The organism is Aestuariispira insulae (genome assembly GCF_003385955.1).
GTDB classification, from domain to species: Bacteria; Pseudomonadota; Alphaproteobacteria; order UBA8366; family Aestuariispiraceae; genus Aestuariispira; species Aestuariispira insulae.
Genome location: NZ_QRDW01000003.1, coordinates 117,107 through 141,562, shown reverse-complemented (window position 1 = coordinate 141,562; position 24,456 = coordinate 117,107). Strand labels below are relative to the sequence as shown.

The following is a 24,456-nucleotide window of genomic DNA, read 5'->3' as shown; positions in this document are numbered from 1 at the left end:
GCTCCCGAAGGTAAAATTCTATGTCTTTTTCCAAGAAATGGCGCCGGATGAAACTCGGCCTCAAAACCGTTCTGGGGTGGTCGAAACAGGGCTATTTCATTCCTTATCGCTATGCGGCCAGCGATCTGCAGGCCGGTCATAGGCCGGTTTACCGGAGCGTGGCCGAGATCTGTCGGGCGGCGGAAGACCGGTTTCAGGGACATCTCGATGCCCTTTCGGAATATGCCGACGACCTGAATGGGTTTCATGGTACCAAACCGCCGGCCCCAAGATTTGAACAGGATTGGTTTCCAAGGCTGGATGGGGCCATGGCATATGCGCTTGTCCGGCGTTTTAAACCCGGCCGCATCATTGAAGTGGGATCCGGCCATTCGACCCGCTTCATGGCCCGGGCGCTGGCGGATGAAGGGCTGGCGACCGAAATCACGGCGATTGATCCGGCGCCGCGTGCCGATATCCGGGCGCTGCCGGGGGTTGCGATCATCAACAAACCGGTGCAGCAGGTTGATTTGTCGATTTTCGACCAGCTGGGAGCCGGGGATGTCTTATTCATTGATTCAAGCCATATCCTGATGCCGGGTACGGATGTGGATCTGTTGTTCAATCATGTGATGCCGTCACTGCCGGACGGGGTGCTGGTGCATATCCATGATATCACCCTGCCGGATGATTATCCGGTTCTTTGGGACTGGCGGAATTACAACGAACAACAGGGCGTTGTGCCGATGATCACCGGGGGTGGATATGATCTTGAATGGTCTTCGCACTATGTTGCCAGCCGGATGAAGGATGCGGTGGGGCAATCGGTGGCCTCTTCCCTGCATAAGCCGGATAGCGCCTATGAAACCAGCATCTGGTTGCGCAAACGGCGCTAACCCGCGCCGTAAGCGGTTTTTGTCCCCAATTCGGTTTCAATAAAATCCAGGAAAGCCGCCAGCTTGGCAGAGCCGACACGGCGTTGCTGGTAGACCAGATATCGATCCCTTTCCGGTTGCTGATATTTGGTGAGCAAAGGGATCAGCTCTCCCCTGTCGAGGGCTTTTTCCGTGATATAATCGTAAAGCCTGGCGATGCCGACCCCGTCCAGGGCCGCCTGCAGAACCACGCCATAATTGTTGGACCCTAAAACCGGGTCGGTTTTGATGGAATGGCTGTTACCTTCGTCATCCCAAAACTGCCAGGGGGCGACCCGGTCATGGCCCTGGTAGCTCAGGGTCCGATGGTGCAGCAGGTCTTCCGGTGTGGCGAGCGGCATCGGGTTTCCCGCGATATAGCCGGGTGATGCCACCAGCCTTTGCCGGGAGGGCGGCAAGGGCCGGCAGAAATGATCCTGGTCAGCGGGTGTAAGCTTTGGCCGGAAGGCCACATCAATCCCCTCTTCCGCCAGATCAAGGGTGCGGTCCTCCAGCCATAATTCCGGCTTGATATCCGGATAGAGCATCATGAAACGGCTCAAGGCCGGAGCCAGGCGGAACTGGCCCCAGATGGTGGGGGCCACAATCCGAAGGCGTCCGGCAGGCTGTCCCTGGGATCCTCTCACTTCATCATCCGCATCGTCGATCAGGTTCAGGATCTGATCGACCTTGCCAAGATACCGTTGGCCTTCGTCGGTCAGGCTGAGATGGCGGGTGGTGCGATAGATCAGTTTGATCCCAAGGCTGTCTTCCAGGCTGGTTACCGACTTGCTGACCGAGGATACAGGTAATCCCAGATGCCTGGCTGCCCGGCTGAAACTGCCCTGCCGGGCAACGGACTGGAACACGGTCATGAGATGGTGCCGGTCAAAACTGCGGCGCATGATGATTATTTCCGAAAAAGAAAAATAAGTTCCGGATTTATACATATTATGCATCATGGAGAAAAGGAATAGCTGTTTCGGAACTCTTTTAAGAACCTCTGCCGCGGAGTATGGCTCATGTTCCAATCTAGTTTGTTCCGTGATCGAAATGTATATCTGCTGGTCGGGGCCAATCTTCTGACCTCCATGGGCTATGGGATCGCGCTGATTGCCATTCCCTGGCTTCTGATCAACCAGCCTGGTGGCGAGGCCCGCTTTGGTTTTATCGCCTTTCTTGCTTACTTCCTGATTTTCCTGACCGGCCCTTTCCTGGGGGTTTTCATCGATCGCTATGACCGGAAACGGGTTCTGGTTGCCTTCCGGCTGGTGATGCTGCTTATCCTGGCGGCGATGCTGTTGCTGGCACCCGCCGGGGACAATGCGATCAGCTGGCTTTTATCGGCTTATTTCATGCTCTCTAGCTTGTTTTTAATGCTGAACCAGGGGGCCAGGACCGCCTTTATCCAGGAAAACTATGACCCAAAAAGCTATCAGGCGCTGAATTCGGTGATCGAAATCGAGGGCCAACTGGCGGCGGTGATCACCGGCGGTGTTGCGGCCTTGATGCTGGACCGATGGAGCCTTGCCGAGATCATCCTGGTCAATATGGCATTGTTTGCCGGGTCAACCGTTTTGGTTGGCCTGTTGAAGAGAAAGAACATGGGGGAAAACGCGAACCATGTGGCGGAACCCTCGGTTGATGGCTATTGGGAAGGGTTTTTTGGCGGTCTGCGCCATTTGATCCATCATCCAGGCCGGTTCCTATTCTTGTGCGGCAGCTTCATGCCCTATCTTTGTGTCCAGACCAATAATTTCCTCCTGCCCGTTCTGCTGGTGCGGGTGGTGCAGGCCAGCGTCCAGGAACTGGCGCTTTATGAGATGATGTTTGGCGGCGGTGCGGTTATGGCGGGCCTGCTGGTCCCATTCCTGGCGCGCCGCTATACCAATAGACTGATGATCAATAGCTGTATGGTTCTTTTCACCACGGTGATGATCCTGCAAGCGATCTGGCCAGGCGAGGTAACCTTGGTCTGGATGGCTATTTTCCTGGGCACGGCCAACAGCATCATCCGGATCAGCCGCAACAGTTGGATGATGAACCATATCGAACCGCGCTATCTGGGCCGTGTGTCGACCGCGCTGCCTGCCTTGATGCAGTTGGTCAAAGCCCTGATGATCGGCGCGGTCACCCTGCTGGTCGGCCAGGCCAGCCCGGTGATGGGGCTGTGGTTGTTGGTGGGTTTGCTGGTGATATCCTGTGTTGCCTGCTTCATGCCTTTCGATATCAAGCGGTCGCAGGTCGTTGATCCTGCACATTAAGGAATGTTCAGGGCTAAATTTCAGGATGCGGCGGCCAATCTATTTGTAAGGATCCGCCGCATCCCGGAGACCATCGCCGAGGAAATTGAAGGCCAGCACCACCAGGATCACCGAGAACATGGGTAGGATCAGCCAGGGATACAGATCCACCACATTGATATTCTGCGCCTCATTCATCATCACCCCCCAGCTGACCACGGGCGGACGCAGGCCAAGACCTAGGAAGCTGAGCGCGGTTTCGCCCAGGATCATGGCCGGAACCGACAGGCTGGCCGAGGCGATCAGATGGCTCATGAAGCTTGGCATCAGATGGCGCATGATGATGCGTTTGGGCCTGGCCCCCATCAATTCGGCGGCAACGGCAAAATCCTCTTCCCGCAGGCTCAGCAGTTTCGAGCGGACCGCCCGGGCCAGTCCCGGCCAGTCCAGCATGCCCAGGATCACGGTTAGGCCGAAAAATACCCAGATCGGGCTCCAGGTCACCGGCAAAGCGGCGGACAGGGCCATCCACAAGGGCAGATGCGGGAAGGAGCGGATAATCTCGATCATGCGCTGGATGAAACCATCGACAAACCCACCATAATATCCGGCGATCCCGCCAAAGAATATGCCGAGCGCGAAGGAGATGATCACACCGACCAGGCCCACAGTCAGCGAAATACGCCCGCCATAACCCATGCGGGACAGCATATCCCGGCCCAATCGGTCGGTTCCGGCCAGGAACAGTTGGCCGCCCTCGGCCGGGCAGAAAAGATGGGTGTCGCCCGGGATCAGCCCCCAGAATTCATACTCCGCCCCGGCATAGTCACCGGCTGAACAGAAAAAGCGGATCGGCTGGATATCGGTTTTATCTTCGCCATAGACCCATTGCATACGGGTCAGGTCGCGATCCACCGTGATGCCATAGACAAAGGGGCCGATAAACTCGCCCTCATGGAACAGATGCACGCTTTGCGGCGGCATATAGAGATAGTCCGTATGGCGGTGGGACGGGTTATAGGGGTTGAGAAATTCCGAGATCAGCAGCGAAAAATAAACCAGGACCAGGATGATGCCGCTGGCCAGGCCGAGCCGATGGCGCTTCAGCTTCCACCACATCAGCCGCCATTGCGACGCCATGTAATAGCGTTCCTGCTCCGGCGTCAGCACAACTGCGCGATGGGGATCAAACGGGGCCTTATTGACGTAATGGTCCAGCTTGCTCATTTCGACGCCTCCGCTCCCAGCCGGATCCTGGGATCCAGCAAAGCCAGCGCCAGATCGGAAACCAGCATCCCGACCACAGTTAGGAAGGCGACGAACATAAGGAAGCTGCCGGCCAGGTAGATATCCTGGTTAATCAATGAATTCAGCAGCATCGGGCCGGTGGTCGGCAGACCCAGCACGACTGAGACAATGGCCGAGCCGGAAACCACATCGGGGATCAGGTTGCCGATATCGGCAATGAAGGGGTTGAGCGACATGCGCAAAGGGTATTTCCGGAGCGCCTTGCCCGGCGGCAGGCCCTTGGCTTTGGCAGTGATGACATATTGCTTGTGCAATTCATCGAGCAGATTGGCCCGCAACCGTCGGATCATGGCGGCCGTGCCGGATGTTCCGATCACAATCACGGGCACGATCAGATGTTCGAGCACCGAAACCGCTTTGCCAATGGACCAGGGCTGACCGATATATTCTTCATCCATCAATCCACCCACATCCACACCAAACTGCGATTTTGCCACATAAAGCAGGATCAGCGCCAACAGGAAGTTGGGGGTTGCCAGGCCCAGATAACCGATAAAGGTCAGGCCGTAATCCCCGACTGAATATTGCCGGACGGCGGAATAGACGCCGATCGGAAAGGCGACAATGTAAATGAACAGGATGGTAAAGAAGTTCAACACGAAGGTCAGGAACATCCGTTCACCAATGACGTCTGCGACTGGTTTATCTTCGGCAAAACTGTAACCGAAATAACCTTGCAGCATGCCGTTGAAGACATATTCACCATTCACTTCTGTCGGCCATAACCCGACCCAGGTCAGATATTGCACCACCATGGGCTGGTCCAGGCCGTATTCTTTGCGCAGAAAGGCTATTTTATCCTGTCCTGCTTCGCCCTGAGCGCGTAATTCATTGATCATGGTGGTCAGATAATCACCCGGCGGCAACTGGATGATGATGAAAACCAGGGCGCTGATCACGAGCAGGGTCGGGATCATCACGAACAGGCGGTGGACAATATAACCAAACATCAGCTGCGATCTGCCCCATTTTCAAACCAGAAAAGATCGGTGTCATAGACCCCGAAATGCGCGCCCGGATCCCAATTCCACATGCCTTCCTCGGGTACATTGATTAAACCGTCCCGGACCACCACGGGCTGCAGGATTCCGGCAACAATGCCGATGGTAAAGACATTATCGGTTTGGATATCCAGCATCCGCTCCCAGATGGCGACCCGTTCGGCGCGCTGGTCCGCCTGGAACCATCGGCGATAAAGCCGGAGCAGTTCCTCACCGGCGGGCAGGTCAACCTCCTGACCGGATTTTCCGCCGGTTTCAATATATTGGCCCCATTTGGGCCACTGATAGTGATCCTGGGTGACCGGTGCCAGGTCCCGGGGTGCCATATCGGCGGTCGCCAACCCATTTTCCCAGCCCGACGAGATGGTCATGAGCGTCTGGCCTGAATAAATCCTTGGGATCAGCACATCATGGGAAGTCGGTTTGATATGCAGTTTGATGCCGGCATCTAGCCAGCTGTCGGCGATCAATTGCAGGACATCGGGCTGTTCGGTGCCGGCATCGGCTGTTTCCACAATGATCTCAAGAGGCTCGCCATTGGGCATCAGACGCACGCCGCGACCGTCGCGTTCACGCAAACCCATCTCATCCAGCAACTCATTGGCCTGTTTCAGGTCGAAATGGGTCCAGCGTTTGCGATATTCGGGTTTGTAGAGCGGACTGGCCGGCAGCAATGTGTTCTGGCCTTCAACGGCCAGACCGAAATAGATCACCCGGTTGATCTCATAGCGGTTGATCGCCAGGCTGAGTGCGCGGCGGAACCGGACATCGCGTAAGATCTTGCGCCAGTTTTCATCGGCATGGTTGAGATTGGGAAACAGCGCCATATGTGCGCCCTTTCCCGTGCGCCACAGCCTTGTGGAGAAACCATATTGATCTTCATTTTGTTTCAGAAGCGAAATGTCCTCGAATTTCAGGTTCCGGCTCTGAAGATCAATCTCGCCTGTGGCGGCCTTCAGCGGGATCAGTTTCTTCTCGGTCATGGAGAAGATCCAGCGATCAATATAGGGCAATTGACGCCGGTTTTCGTCAATGCGGTGGAAATAGGCATTGCGTAGAAACTCAAACCGCTGGCCGTCGGAATCGCCGGCCAACACCCAGGGCTGTAGGCTTGGCAGATCCGGATTGCTGTTTTTGTAACTTTTGGAAACTTTGTTATGAAGTGAGGCCCAACTCTTTGAGCCGTCCTCTTTCACAAGGGCATTCAGCACGGTTTCATCGGTATGGTTCGCGTGAAACTGCCGCAGATAATGGGCGGGCGCATAGATATAAAGCGGGCTGGCCTGGGCCAGGGACGGCAGGAAGGTCGGATTGGCGCTTGGCCAGCTATAGCGGACGGTATGATCATCCAGGATTTCGACTTTGGGGAATTTGCCACTGATTTTCAGCCGGGCTGGCGGTCCGGCCGGATAGAGTTCTTTGTTATTGGCGATATCGTCCCACCAGTAGCGAAAATCCTCAGCGGTGAAAGGATGGCCATCGGACCATTTATGGCCTTTGCGCAGATGCAGGGTGAATATTCGGCCATTTTCTTCATCTACGGATTCAAGAATATCCGGAATAATATTGAAATGGCGGTCATATTTCACCAAGCGGGCATAGCCGTAGACAACCATTTGCCGGGTGTCTTTGCTTTTTTGCATGGCCATGCGCAAGGTGCCGCCATGTCGGCCGGGGATCAGACCCATTGCCCTGACATTCAGAACCATCGGATTTTCCGGCAGCCGGTTTTCCACTGACGGCAGTTGGCCGTCAGCCTCCCGGTCGCTGAGGAAGGGCGGGCTGACAAAATTCTGGGCCGGGGATTGAGATACTGTCAGGATGACAATAGTGGCAAAAGCCACGATGGCCATGGCGGTCCGGAGTGGGGTGATTGCCTGATTCATGCCACCAATGCTCCACTGGCTGCCTCGGGCTGTACACGGACGAAATGGCCGTTGCCCATATCCACCATTCGGTTTTGTCCATCACCCAGATCCGTGAAAGGGGCTGGCCATTGGTCCGGAATCGATGCTTTTTCATTCATGAGATGGGCAAAATCGAGGGGCTTGTCCAGACTGGGTTCCGGCACCGCTGCCAGCAACCCCTTGGTATAGGGGTGCATGGGGTTGCGGAACAGCAGTTCACGCGGCGCATGCTCCACCAACCGACCGCGGCACATGACCGCGATATCATCGGCGATATAATCCACCACGGCCAGATTATGGCTGATGAACAGATAGGAAAGGCCCAGCTTGGCCTGCAAATCCTTGAGTAGGTTCAGGATTTGCGCTTGGATTGAAACATCCAGCGCGGAGACCGGTTCGTCACAGATCAGCAATTCCGGTTTCAGCGCGAGCGCACGGGCAATGCCGATCCGCTGGCGCTGGCCGCCGGAGAAACTGTGTGGATAACGGTTGAGATGGCGCACATCCAACCCGACCAGTTCCATGAGTTCCGCAGCCATCTCCCGCTGTTCCGTCCGATCACCGACTTTGTGGATCACCAGGGGTTCGGTGATGATGTCAAACACCGTCATGCGCGGGTTGAGGGATGAAAACGGGTCTTGAAAAATGAATTGCATTTTGCGCCGGAACGGAATCAACGCATCCCTGCTGAGGGAGAGAACATCCAGATCCACGCCGCCATCATGAAAGGTGACGGTGCCTTCATCCGGGCTGAGCGCGCGCATCAGGATCTTGGACAGGGTGGTTTTGCCGCAGCCGCTTTCCCCGACCAGGCCCAGGCATTTGCCACGCGGGATCTCAAAACTCACATGATCGACTGCCCGGACCTGGTTGCGTTTCTTCGCGCCTAAGAAACCGCCTTTCTTGATGGTATAGGTCTTGGTGAGGCCCTCAACCTTCAGGATTGGCGCATCATAATCGCTGACGATCGGCACGGCGTCCCGCATCTTCAACAAATGGCCGGTCTTGGATTTGATCTCCCGGATCGGTACCAGGCGCTCGCCCGGTTCCATGTCAAAGCGCGGCACGGCCTTCAAAAGCGCTTTCAGATAAGGATGCTGGGGGTTGTTGAAGATATCTTCTTTTGTGCCTGCTTCCATAATTTCACCGTGATACATCACGACAATTTCGTCAGCCACATTGGCGACAACGCCCAAATCATGGGTGATGATCAAAACCGCCATGCCCAATTCTTCCTGAAGATCCCGGATCAGTTTCAGGATCTGGGCCTGGATGGTTACATCCAGCGCGGTGGTCGGTTCATCGGCGATCAAGAGGGCCGGACGGCACACCAGGGCCATGGCGATCATAGCGCGTTGGCGCAGACCGCCGGACAATTCAAACGGATAGGTCTTCAAGGCCCGTTCCGGATCAGGAAAACCAACCATGGCCAGCATGTCCTGGGCCAGTTTTTCGGACGCCTTGCCCCGTTCCGACCGGTGCAGCTCCAGCGCTTCAATGATCTGGTCCCCCACTGTGTGAAGCGGGGAGAGCGACGTCATGGGTTCCTGAAAGATGATGGAGATGCGGCCGCCGCGGATTTTCCGCATATTCGCGCTGTTGCGGTTCAGTTTGGCGATATCCACTGGTGCGCCGGCGGCCAGAGCGGCTTCATCACAAAAATCTATTTTCCCGCCGTCGATCTTTGCGGTTTTTGGCAGAATGCCCATGATGGCCTGGCTGACAACGGATTTACCGGAGCCGGATTCCCCGACCAAGGCGACGGTCTTGCCGGGCGGGATACGGAAATTGATACCTTTGACCGCCTGGATGGTACCTTCGGGCAAATGGAAACTGATGCGTAAATCGCGGATCGATAAAAGATCCGGCGCATCGGCACGGTTTTCCCCCACCCGGTTCTTTTCCCGGTCGGCATCCATCATAACGTTCCCCGTTTCCCTTGGATCCGGTGCCGAATTATCCCCTGCGGCTGCCGGATCGAACCATTTTCGGTCTATTCCCGAACCGTCACGCCCGCTCCATCAGGTTCAGGGCGATCAGGTTTTCCCGTGTCGCTGTATCCAGTGAAAGTTTGTGACCCTGAGCAGCGCGAAAGGCTGTCGCCAGAATCCGGTCGAACTCTTCCAGATTTGTATCGAGTTTAATTCTTTCGCTATCTGTTTCCAATTGCAACTGAAACCAGCCATTCTCACGATTTCTTTGGGTTGAATAATAGCGCAGTTTCAGCTTATTCAGCTTTTCCCAGAGGATCTGTTTTTCGCGCCAATCGCGCCAATAAAGGCCGTCCTGTTCCAGACGGGCAACGGTGCGGGCGCGATAATAGGTTCTGACGCCGTATAGTGCGAAGATAAATGCCAGCGCGGCACAGATCCAGCCGACCCAAACCAGCGGGCCAACCAGAGCCAGCGGCAGCAAAGTACAGGCCAAACCGGCACCGGCACGCAGGAAATCCAATTGGATCGATTTTTTTGAATAATGCAGGTTTTCGGTCACGAAGTCTGCTCCCGGCGGTTCAATTCTGTATCAGCGCCAATCCAGCAGGCGGCCGGATGTTTTCGTATGAAATTATTGAATTTATTTAAAAAATACCAGCATCCCGGATCATGGACTAAGTGATGGCTCAAGAGGCCGGTCGGCTCTGCCGGGTCTATCCGGTTTTGCAAGCGCCGGTCTTTGAGATGGGTCAATGCCTGGGCAAGAACGAAATCATCGCCGGCAAAGCCGCGGCTGCCGCGCCAATCGATAATATCCATATGGGTGTTCAAGCGCGCGATATCGGGCTCCCGGCCGCTGCGGGCATTGAAGGTCGAGAGCAGTTTGATCCCTGCTTCTGCCAGAGCTTCGGCACCACTGGCATCTATTCGGTTCCATGGCGGGACAAATACCGGCAGGAATTGCTGATCAAACAGTTGGGTCAACCGTTGGTGCCCCTGGATAATATCCTTTGATTGCAAGGTTTTATGCCGACCTTCCTTAAACTCCGCCTTTTTGTGACCTTTGGGGGCATGATTAACATGCTGCCATCCATGTTGCGATATCGTAACATTTTTTTCTTTTTGTAGCCGCTGTGACAGGCCGCTTTCGGCGAATTTCGGGATCACCGCGATATTGATCGGTGTTTCACCGGCGCTTGCCAGAAGCTGTTCCAGGGCATCGGTTGCTGCAATCGCGTCGTCATCGCGCCACCAGAATTCCGCCACCAGCCCGATATCCTGCCAGAGATCCAATTCCTGGCCCAATTCATCCCAGATCGACATTCAACCCTTCCTTCTCATTACTGCCAGCAGGATATCGGCTGTTTTTTCGGCGCCATCCAGTGAAAACGGGGGGGGTGGGGTTTTTTCTCGTGATGCCAACATGGCTTTGATGGTGCTGGTCATTTGTCCGGTATCGGCCGTCTCTTCATCAACGACCCGGGCATATCCGCTTTTGGCCAACAGATTTGCGCGCATCGGCTGCTCGCTTTCTCCATCTGTGCTGAAGGGCACCAGGAGTGCCGGGCATCCGGCCGCCAGGATATCCATCACCGTATTATAACCGGCCTGGCTGATGGACAAACGGGCTTTGGCCAGCAGGGCGCGGAAATCAGGCCTGGCCGGTTCGAGTGTGGCATTCAATCCAGAGATTTCTTCCTGCAAAGCCTGCTGGACGGCAAGGGGTAGGTTTGGCCCGGCCAGGAAACGCCAGTGAAGATCCGGATCGTTGATCTGCCGAGCGGCCTGAACGGTTTGGCGCAGTAAATGCTCCCCAACGGCCCCGCCGCCGACGGAAACCACAATTCCCTGCCGATGGTCGGAAGCCTGAACGGATCCGTCCCCGCCATCCACATAACCGGTATAGCGGATTTTTTGGGATAGTGCCTCCACACCGGGCAGGCTGGCCTCCAGGGGGGTGAAGGCCGGATCTCCGTGAACCAGCATCAGATCCAGCATGGAATCGGCGATTTCCAAGGCTTTTAGGCGTTTTTGATCCTTGGACGGTGGCACCAGGATATCCCGGATCGAACTGGCCACTGGAATGCCCACTGAGCGGGCCAGCGCCATGACTGGCAGAAGCTCGCGGCCAAATTTGCGCCGGGCAAAAGGATACCCCTCCAGCAGCAGAAAATCTGGTTTCAGCCGTTTGAAAAGATCCAGGGTGAAGGCTCCGCGCCGGTCCCACCATTGGTCATCAACCAATTGGCCGGTATCGTCTTCCAACTGGGAAAAATCCCGGTTTCGGACGCGGACCGGTGGCAATTGATGCACCTCGGCACTACCCAGATCCCAGTCCCTGTCTTCAAAACCACCGGTGGCATAATGAACCTCGATCCCTGCCGCCGCACAAGCCCGTGCGATGGCGGCCGCCCGCATCTGATGCCCTATGCCCAGAAGATGCTGGACATGGAAAAAAAGCCGGTACGGCCTGGTCATGGTGCTTCCTCTTCCGTCAGCGGGATGTTCATGGCTACAGCGGACGGATGACCGGTTTCATCCAGTTCAAAGAGATGGGCACAGCCCTGGCGCAGTTTGACCGGCGGTTTTCCCAGCATCGGCCAATCATATGCCCGCGCCATTAGCGCCCGGATGACACCGAAATGGGTAACGGCGACGGTATGTTGACCGCGGGCGGCCAGTTCCATCAGCAAAGGGGCAATGCGGGTCTGTACCATGCGTGGGCTTTCCCCATTGGGAGGCAGGAAATCGAGACCACGATCCTCATTCTCTTGCATTTCGGATCCAAGATTTGCCCGCAAATCCGGTAGAATTTGGCCTTCCCATTCACCGAAACTCATCTCGATCAGGCGTTGTTCGGCTGCAACAGGCATGCCACGCAGGGTTTCCGCCGTGACTCGGCACCGGTTAAGCGGGCTGGAGATCCAGTCAAAACCATCAAAATCCCGAGGCAGCTGCCATCGGCTCACCCAGTCGCGGGCCTCGGCCGTGATTGGGATATCGGTATGGCCCTGCAGGCGTTTTTCGGCATTCCAGGCCGTGGGGGCGTGACGGATGGCCAGCAATTGGATCATCGGCTCAGCTCCTGCTTCAGCAGCGCTGCCACAATCTGGATATCATGGCTTTTTTTGATGTTTTTCACGGCGTTTTGCGCCATTTCCCGGCGCCGGTCCGGGTCGGACAGCAAGCACGCCAAGGAAGTGGAAAACCCATCTATATCCCCCTCTGTGCTCAACAGCCCGGTTTTGCCCTGAAGGATCATATTAGCAATGCCGGGCCGGTTGGCGCTGATCACCGGCAGGCCGCTCGCCTGCGCTTCCAGCATGGCCAGGCCAAAAGCCTCCTTGATGCCCGGCCAGGCGAATAAATCACAGGCCGACAGGATTTCCGGCAGTTCCCCTTCTTCACAGAGGCCCAGAAAAGCAACGCGTCCGGTTTCGGTGAATGCTTTTTCAACCTCTCCCCGGGCCGGGCCGTCGCCGATGACCAGTAATTGCCAATCATGGTGGCCTATCGCCGAAAGTGAATTTGCAAGCAACTGATAGGATTGCAATTTATCACCTGGCCGCATCATGGCGGTGGTGGCGATCCAAACCCTGCCGCTGTCCAGACCTAAGCGGCGGGCGAGTTGTTCCCGGGTATTCGTCCGGTTCGCCGCGGCTGCAAGATAGGGTGCTGCATCCAGGAAGGGTTTAACGGATAGGCATTTGGCCTCTGGTTTCAGCAATGGCGCGATGCCGCCATGATCCGTCGGGTTCAGCTCTAAGATCCCGTCTGCTTGGCGGATGGCTTCCTCAACCGCTTGATGCCCCTGATGCCAGGGGCCATTCAGCTGTTTGGGGGCAAAACTGGCTTCGGCCAGCCAATAGGGGATCCCCAGCTTGCTTGAGACCGCCGGCCCGATCCAGTCCGGTGCCTTATGATAAAGATGATAGGTAAACCAGAGATCGGCTTCCACATGGTCACAAAGCCAATCGGCCTCGGTTTCAGCCTCCCGGCGCAGTTTTTCCTGGTTCGCGCCGTCGCCCTTGCCATCAAAGCTGCGAAAGCGGCAGACAAGCTCTACGTCGAACCCGGCTTTCTCCAATGCGGCCATCAGCAAGCGGGCCATCCGTCTGTCCCCACTGGGAACCGGGTGGTCCGGGGCTTTCAGCGGCGCATAGAAAGCAATTTTCATGCGGCATTGTTTCCCGTATCGCCATCCGCATCGGTATTAGCTCCTTGATCCTGATGGTCGGAAAGTCCGAACCGGCGGACCAGATCCCCCAGGCAGTGATGGGCGTCAAATTCCGATCGTACGCGGGTTTTCCCATTCTTACCCAGAGTTTTGCGCAATTTTGGGTCCCGGATCAACCGCTCCAGCTGCTCACTCAGCTTGGCGCTGTCAGCGGGCGGGACCAAGATGCCGGTTTCCTCGGGCAGGATCAGTTCGGGAATGGCGGAAACCGCAGTGGAAAGAACGGGCAGGCCCTGGCTTTGTGCTTCCATCAAGACATTCGGCAGGCCGTCCCGGTCACCATCTTCGGAAATTTTGCTCGCCAATACGAAAAGGTCGGTATCGCGCAGGCTTTCCAGAACCACATCCTGCGGCTGGGCGCCGCGCCATTCAATTTTGCTGGCGATTCCCAATTTCCGGGCTTTTTCCTTCAGTGTTCCGGATAATGTTCCGCCACCGATATGAATAAATCTCCAATAAAGGCCGGTTGGGATAAGGGCCAGTGCTTCGAGCAGATCATCATAGCCTTTCTTGGCAACTGCACGACCCACCGACAGCAGCAGGACGGGATGGTTCGGATCACTGCCATCGGCTTTCGAATAACTCTTCTTCACGTCCGAAAAACGGCTGAAATCAAGGCCGTGATAGGTTAGATCCACCTTTTTCGGATCATTGCTAAGGGCGCGCAAATGTTCCGCGCCATAGGCGGTGCAGGTAGCCAGCCAGTCCATTTCCGCGAGTTTCTCGCGCAAGTCCCAATCAGGGCTGGTCCAGATATCCTTGGCATGGGCCGATCCGGACCAGGGAAGGCCGCGCATGATCGCGGCATAGCGCGTCACCGATGCCGGTGTGTGTAGGAAATGGAAATGCAGGCGGGTCACATCATCGGGCAATTCCGCCGCCAACACGCAGGCCTGGCCGAACCGGCGGATGCGGTTGCGGGTCCGGTCGCGGGCGAAATCCCGTTGAAAAGCGTGCCAAGCATTTGAAAAACCGCTGAGTTTTTTTGCTTTTACCAGGCTTTTCAACACCCTGGCCGGCTCGTTATGGAGATATTCCGGCAGGTAACTGACTGGAGCCTGGATCTCGGAAACGATTGTATGCGCCGCCTTGTCGGTCGGGTGGCGCAGGGAAATGATCCGGATATCCAGCCCCCGTTTTTCCAGGCCAAGGATTTCCTGGGCGATAAATGTTTCGGACAGGCGGGGATAGCCTTTGAGAACGAATGCAACAGACATGCAGGTTTAAACCCTGGATTGCGTTTGGGGTGATATCAGTCGGCGGTACTGGTGAGGCGTTGCGGATAACGGCAGGAGGCGGACGCCAGGTTCTCCGCCAGGCGGTTGACATTGGAGAGACCATCCATCAGCCCGGGCACCACCACTTCGGAAGGCCGCTGTTGTTGCGGAAGCTGGCGTAAGGCGGTGGCCATCATGATCGGATCGCGGTCGGACCGGTCTTCCAGCATTGTGACAAGCCCCAGATCCTGGGCCCGGCTGGCACGGATAAATTGTTCCATGCGCGGTCGGGTGCGCGGAATGATCAGCGCCCGCTTGTCAAAAGACAGGATCTCACAAAACGTGTTGTACCCGCCCATGGCGACCACGGCGACTGCGGGTTCCATCAGGCTTTCCATCCGGGCATCAAAGGTGATGGCCTCCACATTGGACAGGCGATCCACACGGGTCATGAATTCCGATTGCCGGTCGGATTTCATGAAGGGACCGAATACCACCAGCGCCGGATGCGGCAGGTTGGGGTCATGTTCATAGGCGCGCAGTACCCAATCTACCATGGCGTCGCCGTCCCCGCCGCCGCCCGGCGTCACCAGGATATAGGGCGGGGTGATTTTACCGGGCTGATATTCAAGATCGGCCGTAGCGGGCAGCTGTCGCTTCAAATAACCGGTATAGACCATTTTTCGGCGGGCGGAATCCGAGATGGTCACCCCTTCCAGCGGGTCGCAGATCTGGGGCAAACCATAGACCCAGATCTGGTCATAAAGATCCCGCAGGGCCGGATTGACATTCTTGCGCTTCCATTCCGGTTCCAGAAGGTCTGGATCATCCATCACATCACGCAGGCCCAGGACCAGCGGTGTTCCCCGCTCCTTCAGGGAAATTAGGGTGTCATGCACTTCGCCGCGCAAGCCCAGCGGTTCTTTATCGACAATGAACAGGTCCGGATTGAACGCTTCTGCCGTATGTTTGATGATGGAGGCCCGCATGGCGAGCGTATCCTCGATCGCCATTTTCAATTTCAACGTGGTGTAATTGCCGTCTTTCAGCTTAATCACGCCGGGAATGCGGACAAAATCTACCCGGGACCGGAAATCAAAACTGCCGATGATCGGTGAACCGGTGAGGATCAGCACGGACAGATCCTCATTCTGCTCAACCAGGGAATGGGCAATGGCACGGGTTCGGCGCAGATGGCCCAGGCCGAACGTGTCATGACTATACATCAAGACACGGATATGCCTTCTCTGTGTGACCACCGTGAATTTCCTTATTTCTTTGCCTTCAATGCTGGGATTGCAGATCGCAGGAAAACGCGATCACTCTTCAAGAAGCAGCCAATCCAAAACAGCAGCGGCATTTTAAGTCTTTTTGGCTGTTGGAGAAACTAAAAAATTTCCGGATCAATTACTGTTGATCAGTCTTCCACCGATATATCGGGAGAGAATGGACAGTGGCTTGCGTCTTTACCTGAAACTGTCATATTGCAGGGAACCTGCGCTGTTGGCAGGCTAATGCGCGAACATGACGGTATAAGGTAGTCCCAGATACATGACCCTTCAAAAAGAAGTGGATTTGTTGAGGAATATTCCACTTTTCTCCAAAGTGGAGCCCTCAAAACTCAAGCTGATCGCATTCACCAGCGAACGCATGACCTACGAGCCCGGCCAGGTGCTCTTCCGGGAAGGGGATCCGGGGGATGCGGCCTATATCATCATCAAGGGGTCCGCCTGTGTTTCGGTGGAAAGCCCGGATGGACCGCAGGAAGTCAACTTGCTGGGAGCCAATGAAATCGTCGGGGAAATTGCCCTGTTGTGCGATATTCCAAGAACGGCGACGGTTACCGCCCGCGAAGAATTGTCTGCATTGATCATTTCGAAGGATCTGTTCTACCGTTTGATTGAAGAGTTTCCGGCGATCGGGCTGGAGCTATTGCGAGAGTTGGCTCATAAATTGGAAAATACAACCGCGCGGCTGCGGGATTGCATGGGTGAAACAACCGCAGAGCTGTAATGGCGCCGGATCCCATTCGGGCAAAAGGGGGAAGTATCATGTCCAGACTGGACAGTGTCATCCGTCGATTACAAGCGCAGCGCGCCTGTTTGGATTGCGCGGCAGAGAATGTGGCAGGCAAACAGGGCGTGATACTGGAAATGGGGCTTGGCAACGGGCGCACCTTTGATCATCTGCGCGACCGGTTGCCGGATCATGAAATTCATGTTTTTGAACGTGAGGTGCGCGCTCATCCGGACTGTGTGCCCGACCAGGATCATCTGTTTCTGGGGGATATGCGTGAAACCCTGCTGCAGGCGGAGGATCGCTTGAAAGGCAGCGCCGTTTTGATCCATGCGGATATCGGGACCGGGGATGAAGAGCGCAACCGGGCCTTCGCGGATTGGCTGGGACCAGCGCTGCGGCCGTTTCTGGCACCGGATGCCGTGATTGTCTGTGACCAGGAAATGCGTTGCTACCAGGCGTTCCAAATGGATCTGCCGGACGGAATCTCACCCGGCAGATATTTCATGTATAACATTAAATAACTTATATTATAGTACTGGAAAGCTTAGTCTTTTATTTCGATCATTGCAGGTGCATGGTCGGAAGGCTTTTCCCAGCCTCTGGCGTCTTTGACCACGTCCATGGAAACCAGTTTTTCCTTTAACGGCGGGGTGACCCAGATATGATCAAGCCGGCGTCCCTTATTCGCCTTACGCCAATCGCGGGCCCGATAGCTCCACCAGCTATATAAACGTTCCTCATCCGGAACAAAGTGTCGCATGGCATCTACCCAACCGAATGCCTGTTGCGCGTTATTCAGTTTTTCCACCTCAATCGGGGTATGGCTGACAATCTTCAACAGTTGCTTATGGGACCAGACATCATTTTCCAGGGGCGCGATATTCAAATCGCCCACTAGGATCATCGGGTCGCTGTTCTTTTTGTTGGCCGGGAACCAGCTAGCCATTTCATCAACAAAATCAAGCTTGTGGTCGAATTTGTCATTGACTGTGCGGTCCGGGATGTCACCCCCGGCCGGCACATAAAAATTATGCACCTCGATCCCGTTGGGCAGGGTGGCGGATAAATGGCGGCAGTCCTTTTTGCCGACCCATTCGTGGCTGTGGAGATTGTCGAGTTTGTGCCGGGACAGGATGGCCACCCCGTTATAGCTTTTCATGCCGTGGATTTCGGTATGATCATAGCCCATGGCCCGGATTTCCTTGATCGGGAAATCGGTGTTTTGCGCCTTGGTCTCCTGCAGGCAGATGACATCCGGATTATAGAGGTCGGTGAATTCCTGGATGAGATGCAAACGTTGACGCACGGAATTGATATTCCAGGTAACCAGGCGCATGAAGAACTCCCTGTTGGGTCGGAGAAGAAAATTTGTGGGGCGGGTTAGCCCTATTTGCTTTGACTATGTCTATAGGCGGCTTTGCCAAAGGATTCAAACAGGCGTTTATTGAACGGGTCGCTTAAGGCGTCGGGATGTTCGGGATGCCATTGGACGGAAATGTTGAAAAACCCGGCTTCCCGGAGGGAAACCGCTTCGATCAAGCCGTCTTCCGAGACCGCTTCAACGGCCAGACGGTCCGCGAGTTGGTCGATGGCCTGTTGATGAAGACTGTTGACCTGATGCTCGCCGGAATAGCCGGTGATCGCCTCCAACCTGCCCTCCTGGGCAATTTTGATCCGATGGCGGGGTCGATAGCGATCTGGCGGGGGCAGTGTTTTGTCGGACCGGTGATCCAGCTTGCCGGGCAGATCCTGAACCTTTTGATGCAGGCTGCCGCCCAGCGCCACGTTCAGTTCCTGATGTCCTCGGCAGATGCAGAATATAGGTAACGTGGCCCGGATTGCGGCGTGGATCAGCGGCAAATTGGTGGCGTCCCGGGCGGGATCCCATTCATCCTGGTCAATTTCGGCTGGTTGGCCATAAAGCGCCGGGTCCAGATTGGCCGGGGCACCGGTGAAGACAATCCCATCCAACCGGGAAACCAAGGCATCAGCGTCCTGACGGTCGCTAACGGGCGGGATCATCACCGCCAGCGCATTCGCGGCCTCAATCACAGAGAGGATGTATTTATCCCCGACAGAATAGGCCATGGCATTGTCGGTTGCCTGGCTGTTGCCGGTCACACCGATCAGCGGTTGTCTGTCTCCATCCATCGGGTCATCCAGCCGTCAGTTGTCATTCACGCCAATGCCGTCCCAGGGATTATGGAAATGGAACAGATCCTCATCCAGTTCCAGCCCTTCTTCGGAATTCATCAATGTCACCGTGGTTCGGAGCTGTTGCGCATCCGTAATGGTCCACTGTTTGAGCTCCAATGGGCTTTCGGAAAAGATCAGGCTGGCCTCGCCATAATCCTCGTTCTCCCGTTCCACCAGGCTGAGTCTTATCAAACCGTTACGCCGCTCAAACCCGGTGATTTCCAGGTTGTCCTGAAAATTGATATCCTCGCGCAGCAACAGATAGGCCGGGGTGGAGGAAAGCGGAATATGAGTAACCTGTTTCAATTCCTTATCCACATGGATGAAGAAATTGCCGGTCGCCACCAGCAGGATTGGCACGGGGGCATCATATTCAAACCGCGCCTTGCCCGGCCGGTTCATATACATGGTGCCTTCCACATAGGAGCCGTCGGGATTGGCCTGAATGAAGCGGGATTTGATTGTCGTGATTGAAGACAGATAATCTTCCAGCTGATTGAGGGTGCCCACGACTTCCGGATTTTTCAAATCGACGGCGGATTTGGCGGTTTCTGCCGTTGCAGGGCCGGTCCACGCAGCGCCGATCATGAGAGTGGCGATCAACGCCGAAATTGTTTTTTTCATAAAAACCTTCACTTTAGCTGCTATGGTCTGCCACAAGCACTTCGCGTTTGCCGACATGGTTTGCAGGGCTGACCACACCTTCTTTCTCCATCTGCTCAATGATCCTCGCAGCGCGGTTATAACCGATTTGCAGATGTCGTTGTATGAAACTGGTGGAGGCTTTTTTCTCCCGCGCCACCAGGGCAACAGCTTGATCATAGAGTGCATCCCCGCTGTCACCGCCGCCAATTGGCGCCGAAGCCCCGGAGATATCGGTTTCGAATCCGCCGGACATGTCGTCTTCATCCGTGACAGAATCCAGATATTGGGGCGCGGACTGGGCTTTCAAGAAGTTGCAGACTTCTTCCACCTCGGCGTCATCAACAAAGGGACCATGGACACGGGCAACCCGACCGCCACCGGCCATATGCAGCATATCACCACGGCCCAGCAGCTGTTCTGCGCCCTGTTCGCCGAGAATGGTACGGCTGTCGACCTTGGAGGTCACCATGAAGGAAATACGGGTCGGGAAGTTTGCCTTGATGGTACCGGTGATCACATCGACCGATGGGCGCTGGGTCGCCATAATGATATGGATGCCCGCCGCACGGGCCATCTGGGCCAGGCGCTGGATCGAGGCTTCGATATCCTTGCCGGCAACCAGCATCAGGTCCGCCATCTCATCGACCACCACTACGATATAGGGCAGTGGGGTCAGGTCCAGCGGTTCCTCCTCGATGATTGCTTCCCCGGTTTCCGGGTCAAAGCCGGTCTGGACCTGGCGGTTGATGGTCTCGCCCTTCTTCGCGGCTTCGGTCACCCGCTTGTTGTAGCCCTCGATGTTGCGGACAGAAAGTTTGGACATGGAGCGATATCGATTTTCCATCTCCCGCACGGTCCATTTCAGGGCGACAACCGCCTTTTTCGGGTCGGTCACAACGGGGGCCAGCAAATGCGGGATATCGTCATAGACTGATAGTTCCAGCATCTTGGGATCGATCATGATGAATTTACAACGCTCCGGCGGTAGCTTATAGAGCAGGGACAGGATCATTGCGTTCAAACCGACCGATTTGCCCGAACCGGTGGTCCCTGCGATCAGCAGATGCGGCATGGTCGCCAGGTCTGCAATCACCGGCCCGCCGCCGATATCCTTGCCCAGCACCATGGGCAGCTTATCCTTGGTATTTTCATATTTGCTGGACGCCAGAAGCTCGCGCAGATGGACCATCTCGCGGTCGGCATTGGGCATTTCAATCCCGATGACCGAACGGCCGGGTACTGTCGCAATACGCACTGAAATGGCACTCATGGAGCGTGCGATATCGTCGGACAAGCCGATCACACGGCTGGTTTTCGTGCCGGGGGCCGGCTCCAGTTCATAGAGTGTGACAACAGGCCCTGGCCGCACCTTGACGATCTCACCCTTGACCCCGAAATCCTCCAGGACCCCTTCCAGCAGGCGGGCATTTTGTTCCAGGCTTTCCGTATCATGGTTGGCTTTCGACGGATGGTCTGAATAATCGTCCAGCAGATCAATCGGCGGCAGGTGATATTCGCCATCATCGGGCAGATCGAGCGTGATCTGTTTTTCCGCGACCACCCGTTTGCCAGGTTTCGGTTTTTCTTCCGGCGCGGCGATACGGTCTTTTTTAACCGGTCTCGGCTCTGGCGGTTCCTGAACCACCTTGTCGCGCGGTTTGCTAGGCGCAGACAGGGTCGGTTCCATCCTCTCGCCCTTGACCCGCGCCACAGCTGCCTGGGCCGCGTCAGAGACCTTGTGGCGCATCTGGCCGGCCTGCTCGACGGCGGATTTGGCATGCATGCCCAGCCCCAGCAAACCGCGCAGGCCAGCGATCCATTCCCGTGCCGGAATGCCCATGACATAAAGCAGCAGGATCAATCCGGAAAAACCGAAACCCAGACCGTAGTGATAGGGCAATGCCTGGGGAATATTCTGGACCAGGGAAGCGATGATGAAGTCACCGGTAATGCCGCCGAGCCCGGGATCCAGCGGCCAGGAATCGAATACGGAAAAACCGGAAAAGGCGATGCTGCAAACCAGCAGCACCAGGGGAGCCAGCGCCAGGCGCATCCAGGGCAAAGAGAGCTGATGATCTGCCACAAACCGCCAGCCCCATGCCGCCAACAGCGGCACCAGGGCCGCCGAGCCCAGGCCCAGCGTCTGCAGCATCAGATCGGCGGTGATGGCACCGCTCATGCCCAGAATATTGCCAATCTCGCCACCGGTGGCCCGGTTCAAGGACGGATCGGTCGGATGATAGGTGATCAGGCTGGCCGCATAGACCAGGGCTGCGGCAATCAACAAAACCCCAATGCCTTCCAGGCCCCGGTTTCTCAGGTTTTCCGCGACCCCTTGCGGCAGGAATCTTGTTTTTTCTTTACCCTTCAGTTTTGCCATGGCTCTTTTTTACACTAACCCCGAATGAATGTTCGGCCCCAATTCCCAAACCTGTCTTAAAATAGTCGTTCCAGCTTCACGTAAAAGACCGGAATGTTCCGGCTTGGCCCGTTTACAATTCCAATATGGCGGCAATGCGGCGGCAGGCCTCTTCCACAATAGCATTGTCATGCACCAGCGCCACCCGGATAAAGGCGTCACCGGGGCTGGTATTGTCCGCTCTGCGGCGCGACATATAGCGCCCGGGCAGGCATTTGAGCGCCTGCTCCTCCCACAATCGCTTGGCGGCTTCTTCGCCGGTCAATCCGGCGTGGGAAACATCCAGCCACAGGAAAAAGGCCGCTTCGGGCCGCTGGAACCCCGGATATTCGCCAAGGATCCGTTCGGCGGTCGCGACAAGATTGGCATAGAGGTCGCGGTTCTCCTGGGCGTGGCGTTCATCCTGCCAGAGCGCTGTGCCCGCTGCCATCAGTGGACCAGGCACCTGCACCCCGCCATAGCCGCGCAGCATGGCGAAATCTTCCATCAGGCCAGCCTCGCCGGCCACAAAGCCACAGCGGAGGCCTGGCGCGGAGGAACGCTTGGACAGGGAATTGAGCACAATCACGTTTTCCAGTCCGCCGCCGAGCGCCGCACAGGCCTCCACGCCGCCGGCGGGCGGTGTATCGAACCAGATCTCCGAATAGCATTCGTCGACCGCGAGAATGAAATCATGGCGTCTGGCGGCGGTGATCATCGCCTTGAGCCGGTCCAGGCTGGCAACCGTGCCGGTCGGATTGCCGGGGCTGCACAGATAGACAAGCGCGATCCGGTCCAGAATCTCCGGCGAAAGGGCTTCATAATCCGGTACAAAATTATTCTCGGCAACGGCATCGACTGCAATGATCTCCGCATGGGCCATGAGGGCGCCGCCGAAATAAACATGATAGAGCGGATTGGGCAGGCAGATAATCGGTGTCTGCCCGGCATCAAGCCGGTCGCGCTTGCGACTGGCGGCCAGCAGGGCCGTCTGGAACAGGGCTTCGCGTGTCCCGGCCACCGGCAGGATGTTTTTGTCGGGATCGATGAATCCCGCATCAAGGCGATAGCGCCGGGTCAAAAAATCGGCAACGGCCTGCCGATAGTCGGCTGTGCCCTTCAGCGGTGGGTATTTCGACCAGAGGTCGGCATGTTGGGCGACCGTGTCAGCAACCATCGCAGGGGCCGGGTTTTGCGGCTCTCCGATATGGGTGTTGATGACATCCATTCCCGCCGGGGCATCGCCCAGCAATGCCGCCAGGCGGCGGTAGGGATAATCATGAAGCTGCGTGAGTTCGGACTGTGGCATGGGTTTTCATAACTGGTCTGAAAGGGGAACAAGAGGTGAATCCGGGGCGCCTAAGTTAGCGGCTGGGATGGCACTCAGCAAGCGGCTAATCTTGATGATTATTTAACGCTTGGATTGGATAATCGGGCAGTCAGGGGGTGGGACAGAGATCGGCAAACTGCGGGAGAGAGATGATTTACCGCTTCGGGATGATGTTGGCTGCATTGCTGGGAATGCAAGTTCCGGACGTCACACATGCCGATCCAATGGCGGGTTGCAAGACCCTGCGCATTTCCGGCAATCCTGAATTCGCGCCCTGGTCCTGGCAGGATGGCGGGGAGTTGCGTGGCGCCTCCATCCGGATCGCAGAGCAGGTCGCCGAGGCCAACGGAGTGAAGCTAAATGTTCGTTTCACCGGGCCTTTGAAGCGCAATATCGCCCTTTTGCGCGGGGGCGAGCTGGATCTTCTGGTGGCGCTGCCCAAAACGTCAAAACGCGAAACCTTCATCCGTTTCACAGAGTTTTATGCCGTGGATGAGGTGGTTCTGGTCAAAAGGTGGGACGCGGCTTTGAGCTATGTAAATTGGGACGATATGCGCAATTTGACCATTGCCACCACCCGTGGGAACAGCTGGGGTGAGTTTTTGGACGCGTTCCTGGAAAAGGAAGCCACGGTCTATCAAGTGCCGGGGCTGGATAATGTGATGCGCATGGTCCTGGTCGGGCGGGCGGATTTCGGGCTGCACCGCTATTATTCTGTGTTGCCCTTGATGGAATCCCGACCTACCGGCAGCGGTTTTCCATGTTGCATAACCACGTGAATATCATGCTGCTCCACATGGGGTTTGCTGCCGAAAATCCCTGTGCCGCCCTCGTGGACGGTTTCAATGAAACCCTGGGGGCGTTGCGGCGTAACGGCACGGTTTCAAGGATCGTCCAAGAGGAATATGAGGAAGCCAGGCGGCGTATTGCGGCACAGGCACCCCCGCTGCCAAAAGAGGCGGAATGACAGGGGGGCCTGCCCGCCCCTCCCCTCCCCTCCCCTACTCTCTCATTGGATTTACAAAGGCTTAGGTCCCCTAAAAAAAGACCCCGGTGCAATGCACCGGGGCAAGTTGCGGGTCTCGGAAGTCCCTAGTTGGAGGAGGTTGAAAATTCTGGAAATTGGTT

General features: G+C 56.3%; 23 protein-coding genes. 6 read left to right on the top strand and 17 right to left on the bottom strand.

Going from position 1 to position 24,456, the window contains the following annotated elements; genetic code table 11:
- Nucleotides 1-20: 20 nt before the first annotated feature.
- Nucleotides 21-875, top strand: coding sequence for a class I SAM-dependent methyltransferase (locus tag DFP90_RS09535; RefSeq protein ID WP_115936239.1), 855 nt, complete (start codon nucleotides 21-23; stop codon nucleotides 873-875).
- On the opposite strand, the gene DFP90_RS09530 is transcribed toward DFP90_RS09535, so the two are convergent.
- A complete protein-coding gene (locus DFP90_RS09530; protein WP_181905278.1) occupies nucleotides 872-1,798 on the bottom strand; it encodes a LysR family transcriptional regulator in 927 nt (308 codons plus the stop codon). The genes DFP90_RS09535 and DFP90_RS09530 overlap by 4 nt on opposite strands.
- Before the next feature lie 117 nt (nucleotides 1,799-1,915).
- Here DFP90_RS09530 and DFP90_RS09525 point away from each other — a divergent pair, with 117 nt between their 5' ends.
- Complete coding sequence (locus DFP90_RS09525; protein ID WP_115936237.1) at nucleotides 1,916-3,157, top strand: MFS transporter; 1,242 nt, start codon at nucleotides 1,916-1,918, stop codon at nucleotides 3,155-3,157.
- A 39-nt stretch (nucleotides 3,158-3,196) separates the two neighbouring features.
- On the opposite strand, the gene DFP90_RS09520 is transcribed toward DFP90_RS09525, so the two are convergent.
- The 11 genes from DFP90_RS09520 to DFP90_RS09470 all read right to left on the bottom strand — a co-directional run bounded on the left by DFP90_RS09520 (nucleotide 3,197) and on the right by DFP90_RS09470 (nucleotide 15,999).
- Nucleotides 3,197-4,363 carry an ABC transporter permease gene (locus DFP90_RS09520; protein WP_115936236.1) on the bottom strand — a complete coding sequence of 389 codons (1,167 nt, stop codon included), beginning with the start codon at nucleotides 4,361-4,363 and terminating at the stop codon, nucleotides 3,197-3,199.
- The gene (locus DFP90_RS09515; protein WP_115936235.1) at nucleotides 4,360-5,394 is read right to left on the bottom strand and encodes an ABC transporter permease; all 1,035 of its coding nucleotides are present in this window, start codon (nucleotides 5,392-5,394) and stop codon (nucleotides 4,360-4,362) included. Before DFP90_RS09515 ends, DFP90_RS09520 begins: the two co-directional genes overlap by 4 nt.
- Nucleotides 5,394-7,331 (bottom strand): ABC transporter substrate-binding protein, encoded by a 1,938-nt coding sequence (locus DFP90_RS09510; RefSeq protein ID WP_218044631.1) that lies wholly within the window; start codon nucleotides 7,329-7,331, stop codon nucleotides 5,394-5,396. Before DFP90_RS09510 ends, DFP90_RS09515 begins: the two co-directional genes overlap by 1 nt.
- Entirely contained in the window at nucleotides 7,328-9,274 is a 1,947-nt protein-coding gene (locus DFP90_RS09505; RefSeq protein ID WP_245957019.1) for an ABC transporter ATP-binding protein, read from the bottom strand. The genes DFP90_RS09510 and DFP90_RS09505 overlap by 4 nt, the downstream gene beginning before the upstream one ends.
- An 85-nt stretch (nucleotides 9,275-9,359) precedes the next feature.
- Entirely contained in the window at nucleotides 9,360-9,845 is a 486-nt protein-coding gene (locus tag DFP90_RS09500; RefSeq protein ID WP_115936234.1) for a hypothetical protein, read from the bottom strand.
- Nucleotides 9,842-10,609 (bottom strand): polysaccharide deacetylase family protein, encoded by a 768-nt coding sequence (locus DFP90_RS09495; RefSeq protein WP_115936233.1) that lies wholly within the window; start codon nucleotides 10,607-10,609, stop codon nucleotides 9,842-9,844. Before DFP90_RS09495 ends, DFP90_RS09500 begins: the two co-directional genes overlap by 4 nt.
- On the bottom strand, nucleotides 10,610-11,764 hold the full coding sequence (locus DFP90_RS09490) for a glycosyltransferase family protein (protein WP_115936232.1): 1,155 nt from the start codon (nucleotides 11,762-11,764) through the stop codon (nucleotides 10,610-10,612).
- Entirely contained in the window at nucleotides 11,761-12,360 is a 600-nt protein-coding gene (locus DFP90_RS09485; protein ID WP_115936231.1) for a histidine phosphatase family protein, read from the bottom strand. Before DFP90_RS09485 ends, DFP90_RS09490 begins: the two co-directional genes overlap by 4 nt.
- The gene (locus tag DFP90_RS09480) at nucleotides 12,357-13,463 is read right to left on the bottom strand and encodes a glycosyltransferase family 4 protein (protein ID WP_115936230.1); all 1,107 of its coding nucleotides are present in this window, start codon (nucleotides 13,461-13,463) and stop codon (nucleotides 12,357-12,359) included. The genes DFP90_RS09485 and DFP90_RS09480 overlap by 4 nt, the downstream gene beginning before the upstream one ends.
- On the bottom strand, nucleotides 13,460-14,740 hold the full coding sequence (locus DFP90_RS09475; protein WP_115936229.1) for a glycosyltransferase family 4 protein: 1,281 nt from the start codon (nucleotides 14,738-14,740) through the stop codon (nucleotides 13,460-13,462). Before DFP90_RS09475 ends, DFP90_RS09480 begins: the two co-directional genes overlap by 4 nt.
- 35 nt (nucleotides 14,741-14,775) lie before the next feature.
- Nucleotides 14,776-15,999: a glycosyltransferase family protein gene (locus DFP90_RS09470; RefSeq protein ID WP_245957018.1), complete on the bottom strand. Its 1,224-nt coding sequence runs from the start codon at nucleotides 15,997-15,999 to the stop codon at nucleotides 14,776-14,778.
- A 292-nt stretch (nucleotides 16,000-16,291) separates the two neighbouring features.
- Here DFP90_RS09470 and DFP90_RS09465 point away from each other — a divergent pair, with 292 nt between their 5' ends.
- Both DFP90_RS09465 and DFP90_RS09460 read left to right on the top strand, forming a co-directional pair.
- Nucleotides 16,292-16,753 carry a cyclic nucleotide-binding domain-containing protein gene (locus DFP90_RS09465; protein WP_115936227.1) on the top strand — a complete coding sequence of 154 codons (462 nt, stop codon included), beginning with the start codon at nucleotides 16,292-16,294 and terminating at the stop codon, nucleotides 16,751-16,753.
- A 38-nt stretch (nucleotides 16,754-16,791) separates the two neighbouring features.
- Nucleotides 16,792-17,280 carry a class I SAM-dependent methyltransferase gene (locus DFP90_RS09460; RefSeq protein ID WP_115936501.1) on the top strand — a complete coding sequence of 163 codons (489 nt, stop codon included), beginning with the start codon at nucleotides 16,792-16,794 and terminating at the stop codon, nucleotides 17,278-17,280.
- Nucleotides 17,281-17,303: 23 nt separating this feature from the next.
- On the opposite strand, the gene xth is transcribed toward DFP90_RS09460, so the two are convergent.
- The 5 genes from xth to DFP90_RS09435 form a co-directional block, all read right to left on the bottom strand.
- Entirely contained in the window at nucleotides 17,304-18,095 is a 792-nt protein-coding gene (gene xth / locus DFP90_RS09455) for an exodeoxyribonuclease III (RefSeq protein ID WP_115936226.1), read from the bottom strand.
- A 50-nt stretch (nucleotides 18,096-18,145) separates the two neighbouring features.
- Nucleotides 18,146-18,910, bottom strand: coding sequence for a gamma-glutamyl-gamma-aminobutyrate hydrolase family protein (locus tag DFP90_RS09450; RefSeq protein WP_115936225.1), 765 nt, complete (start codon nucleotides 18,908-18,910; stop codon nucleotides 18,146-18,148).
- 15 nt (nucleotides 18,911-18,925) lie between these two features.
- Nucleotides 18,926-19,579 carry a LolA family protein gene (locus DFP90_RS09445; RefSeq protein ID WP_181905277.1) on the bottom strand — a complete coding sequence of 218 codons (654 nt, stop codon included), beginning with the start codon at nucleotides 19,577-19,579 and terminating at the stop codon, nucleotides 18,926-18,928.
- A 13-nt stretch (nucleotides 19,580-19,592) separates the two neighbouring features.
- Entirely contained in the window at nucleotides 19,593-21,980 is a 2,388-nt protein-coding gene (locus DFP90_RS09440) for a DNA translocase FtsK (protein WP_115936223.1), read from the bottom strand.
- 112 nt (nucleotides 21,981-22,092) lie between these two features.
- Nucleotides 22,093-23,307 (bottom strand): aminotransferase class I/II-fold pyridoxal phosphate-dependent enzyme, encoded by a 1,215-nt coding sequence (locus DFP90_RS09435; RefSeq protein ID WP_115936222.1) that lies wholly within the window; start codon nucleotides 23,305-23,307, stop codon nucleotides 22,093-22,095.
- A 170-nt stretch (nucleotides 23,308-23,477) separates the two neighbouring features.
- Here DFP90_RS09435 and DFP90_RS09430 point away from each other — a divergent pair, with 170 nt between their 5' ends.
- Complete coding sequence (locus tag DFP90_RS09430; RefSeq protein ID WP_115936221.1) at nucleotides 23,478-24,107, top strand: substrate-binding periplasmic protein; 630 nt, start codon at nucleotides 23,478-23,480, stop codon at nucleotides 24,105-24,107.
- On the top strand, nucleotides 24,089-24,295 hold the full coding sequence (locus DFP90_RS09425; RefSeq protein WP_115936220.1) for a hypothetical protein: 207 nt from the start codon (nucleotides 24,089-24,091) through the stop codon (nucleotides 24,293-24,295). The genes DFP90_RS09430 and DFP90_RS09425 overlap by 19 nt, the downstream gene beginning before the upstream one ends.
- Nucleotides 24,296-24,456: the final 161 nt, after the last annotated feature.

What these genes read in the sequence shown, in the direction of transcription:
- DFP90_RS09475 (WP_115936229.1), bottom strand. Translation starts at nt 14,740, where the DNA reads ATGTCTGTTGCATTCGTTCTCAAAGGCTATCCCCGCCTGTCCGAAACA.
- DFP90_RS09525 (WP_115936237.1), top strand. Translation starts at nt 1,916, where the DNA reads ATGTTCCAATCTAGTTTGTTCCGTGATCGAAATGTATATCTGCTGGTC.
- DFP90_RS09440 (WP_115936223.1), bottom strand. Translation starts at nt 21,980, where the DNA reads ATGGCAAAACTGAAGGGTAAAGAAAAAACAAGATTCCTGCCGCAAGGG.
- DFP90_RS09425 (WP_115936220.1), top strand. Translation starts at nt 24,089, where the DNA reads ATGTTGCATAACCACGTGAATATCATGCTGCTCCACATGGGGTTTGCT.
- DFP90_RS09505 (WP_245957019.1), bottom strand. Translation starts at nt 9,274, where the DNA reads ATGATGGATGCCGACCGGGAAAAGAACCGGGTGGGGGAAAACCGTGCC.
- DFP90_RS09520 (WP_115936236.1), bottom strand. Translation starts at nt 4,363, where the DNA reads ATGAGCAAGCTGGACCATTACGTCAATAAGGCCCCGTTTGATCCCCAT.
- DFP90_RS09450 (WP_115936225.1), bottom strand. Translation starts at nt 18,910, where the DNA reads ATGGATGGAGACAGACAACCGCTGATCGGTGTGACCGGCAACAGCCAG.
- DFP90_RS09535 (WP_115936239.1), top strand. Translation starts at nt 21, where the DNA reads ATGTCTTTTTCCAAGAAATGGCGCCGGATGAAACTCGGCCTCAAAACC.
- DFP90_RS09510 (WP_218044631.1), bottom strand. Translation starts at nt 7,331, where the DNA reads ATGAATCAGGCAATCACCCCACTCCGGACCGCCATGGCCATCGTGGCT.
- xth (WP_115936226.1), bottom strand. Translation starts at nt 18,095, where the DNA reads ATGCGCCTGGTTACCTGGAATATCAATTCCGTGCGTCAACGTTTGCAT.
- DFP90_RS09495 (WP_115936233.1), bottom strand. Translation starts at nt 10,609, where the DNA reads ATGTCGATCTGGGATGAATTGGGCCAGGAATTGGATCTCTGGCAGGAT.
- DFP90_RS09435 (WP_115936222.1), bottom strand. Translation starts at nt 23,307, where the DNA reads ATGCCACAGTCCGAACTCACGCAGCTTCATGATTATCCCTACCGCCGC.
- DFP90_RS09490 (WP_115936232.1), bottom strand. Translation starts at nt 11,764, where the DNA reads ATGACCAGGCCGTACCGGCTTTTTTTCCATGTCCAGCATCTTCTGGGC.
- DFP90_RS09445 (WP_181905277.1), bottom strand. Translation starts at nt 19,579, where the DNA reads ATGAAAAAAACAATTTCGGCGTTGATCGCCACTCTCATGATCGGCGCT.
- DFP90_RS09465 (WP_115936227.1), top strand. Translation starts at nt 16,292, where the DNA reads ATGACCCTTCAAAAAGAAGTGGATTTGTTGAGGAATATTCCACTTTTC.
- DFP90_RS09485 (WP_115936231.1), bottom strand. Translation starts at nt 12,360, where the DNA reads ATGATCCAATTGCTGGCCATCCGTCACGCCCCCACGGCCTGGAATGCC.
- DFP90_RS09515 (WP_115936235.1), bottom strand. Translation starts at nt 5,394, where the DNA reads ATGTTTGGTTATATTGTCCACCGCCTGTTCGTGATGATCCCGACCCTG.
- DFP90_RS09430 (WP_115936221.1), top strand. Translation starts at nt 23,478, where the DNA reads ATGATTTACCGCTTCGGGATGATGTTGGCTGCATTGCTGGGAATGCAA.
- DFP90_RS09460 (WP_115936501.1), top strand. Translation starts at nt 16,792, where the DNA reads ATGTCCAGACTGGACAGTGTCATCCGTCGATTACAAGCGCAGCGCGCC.
- DFP90_RS09480 (WP_115936230.1), bottom strand. Translation starts at nt 13,463, where the DNA reads ATGAAAATTGCTTTCTATGCGCCGCTGAAAGCCCCGGACCACCCGGTT.
- DFP90_RS09530 (WP_181905278.1), bottom strand. Translation starts at nt 1,798, where the DNA reads ATGCGCCGCAGTTTTGACCGGCACCATCTCATGACCGTGTTCCAGTCC.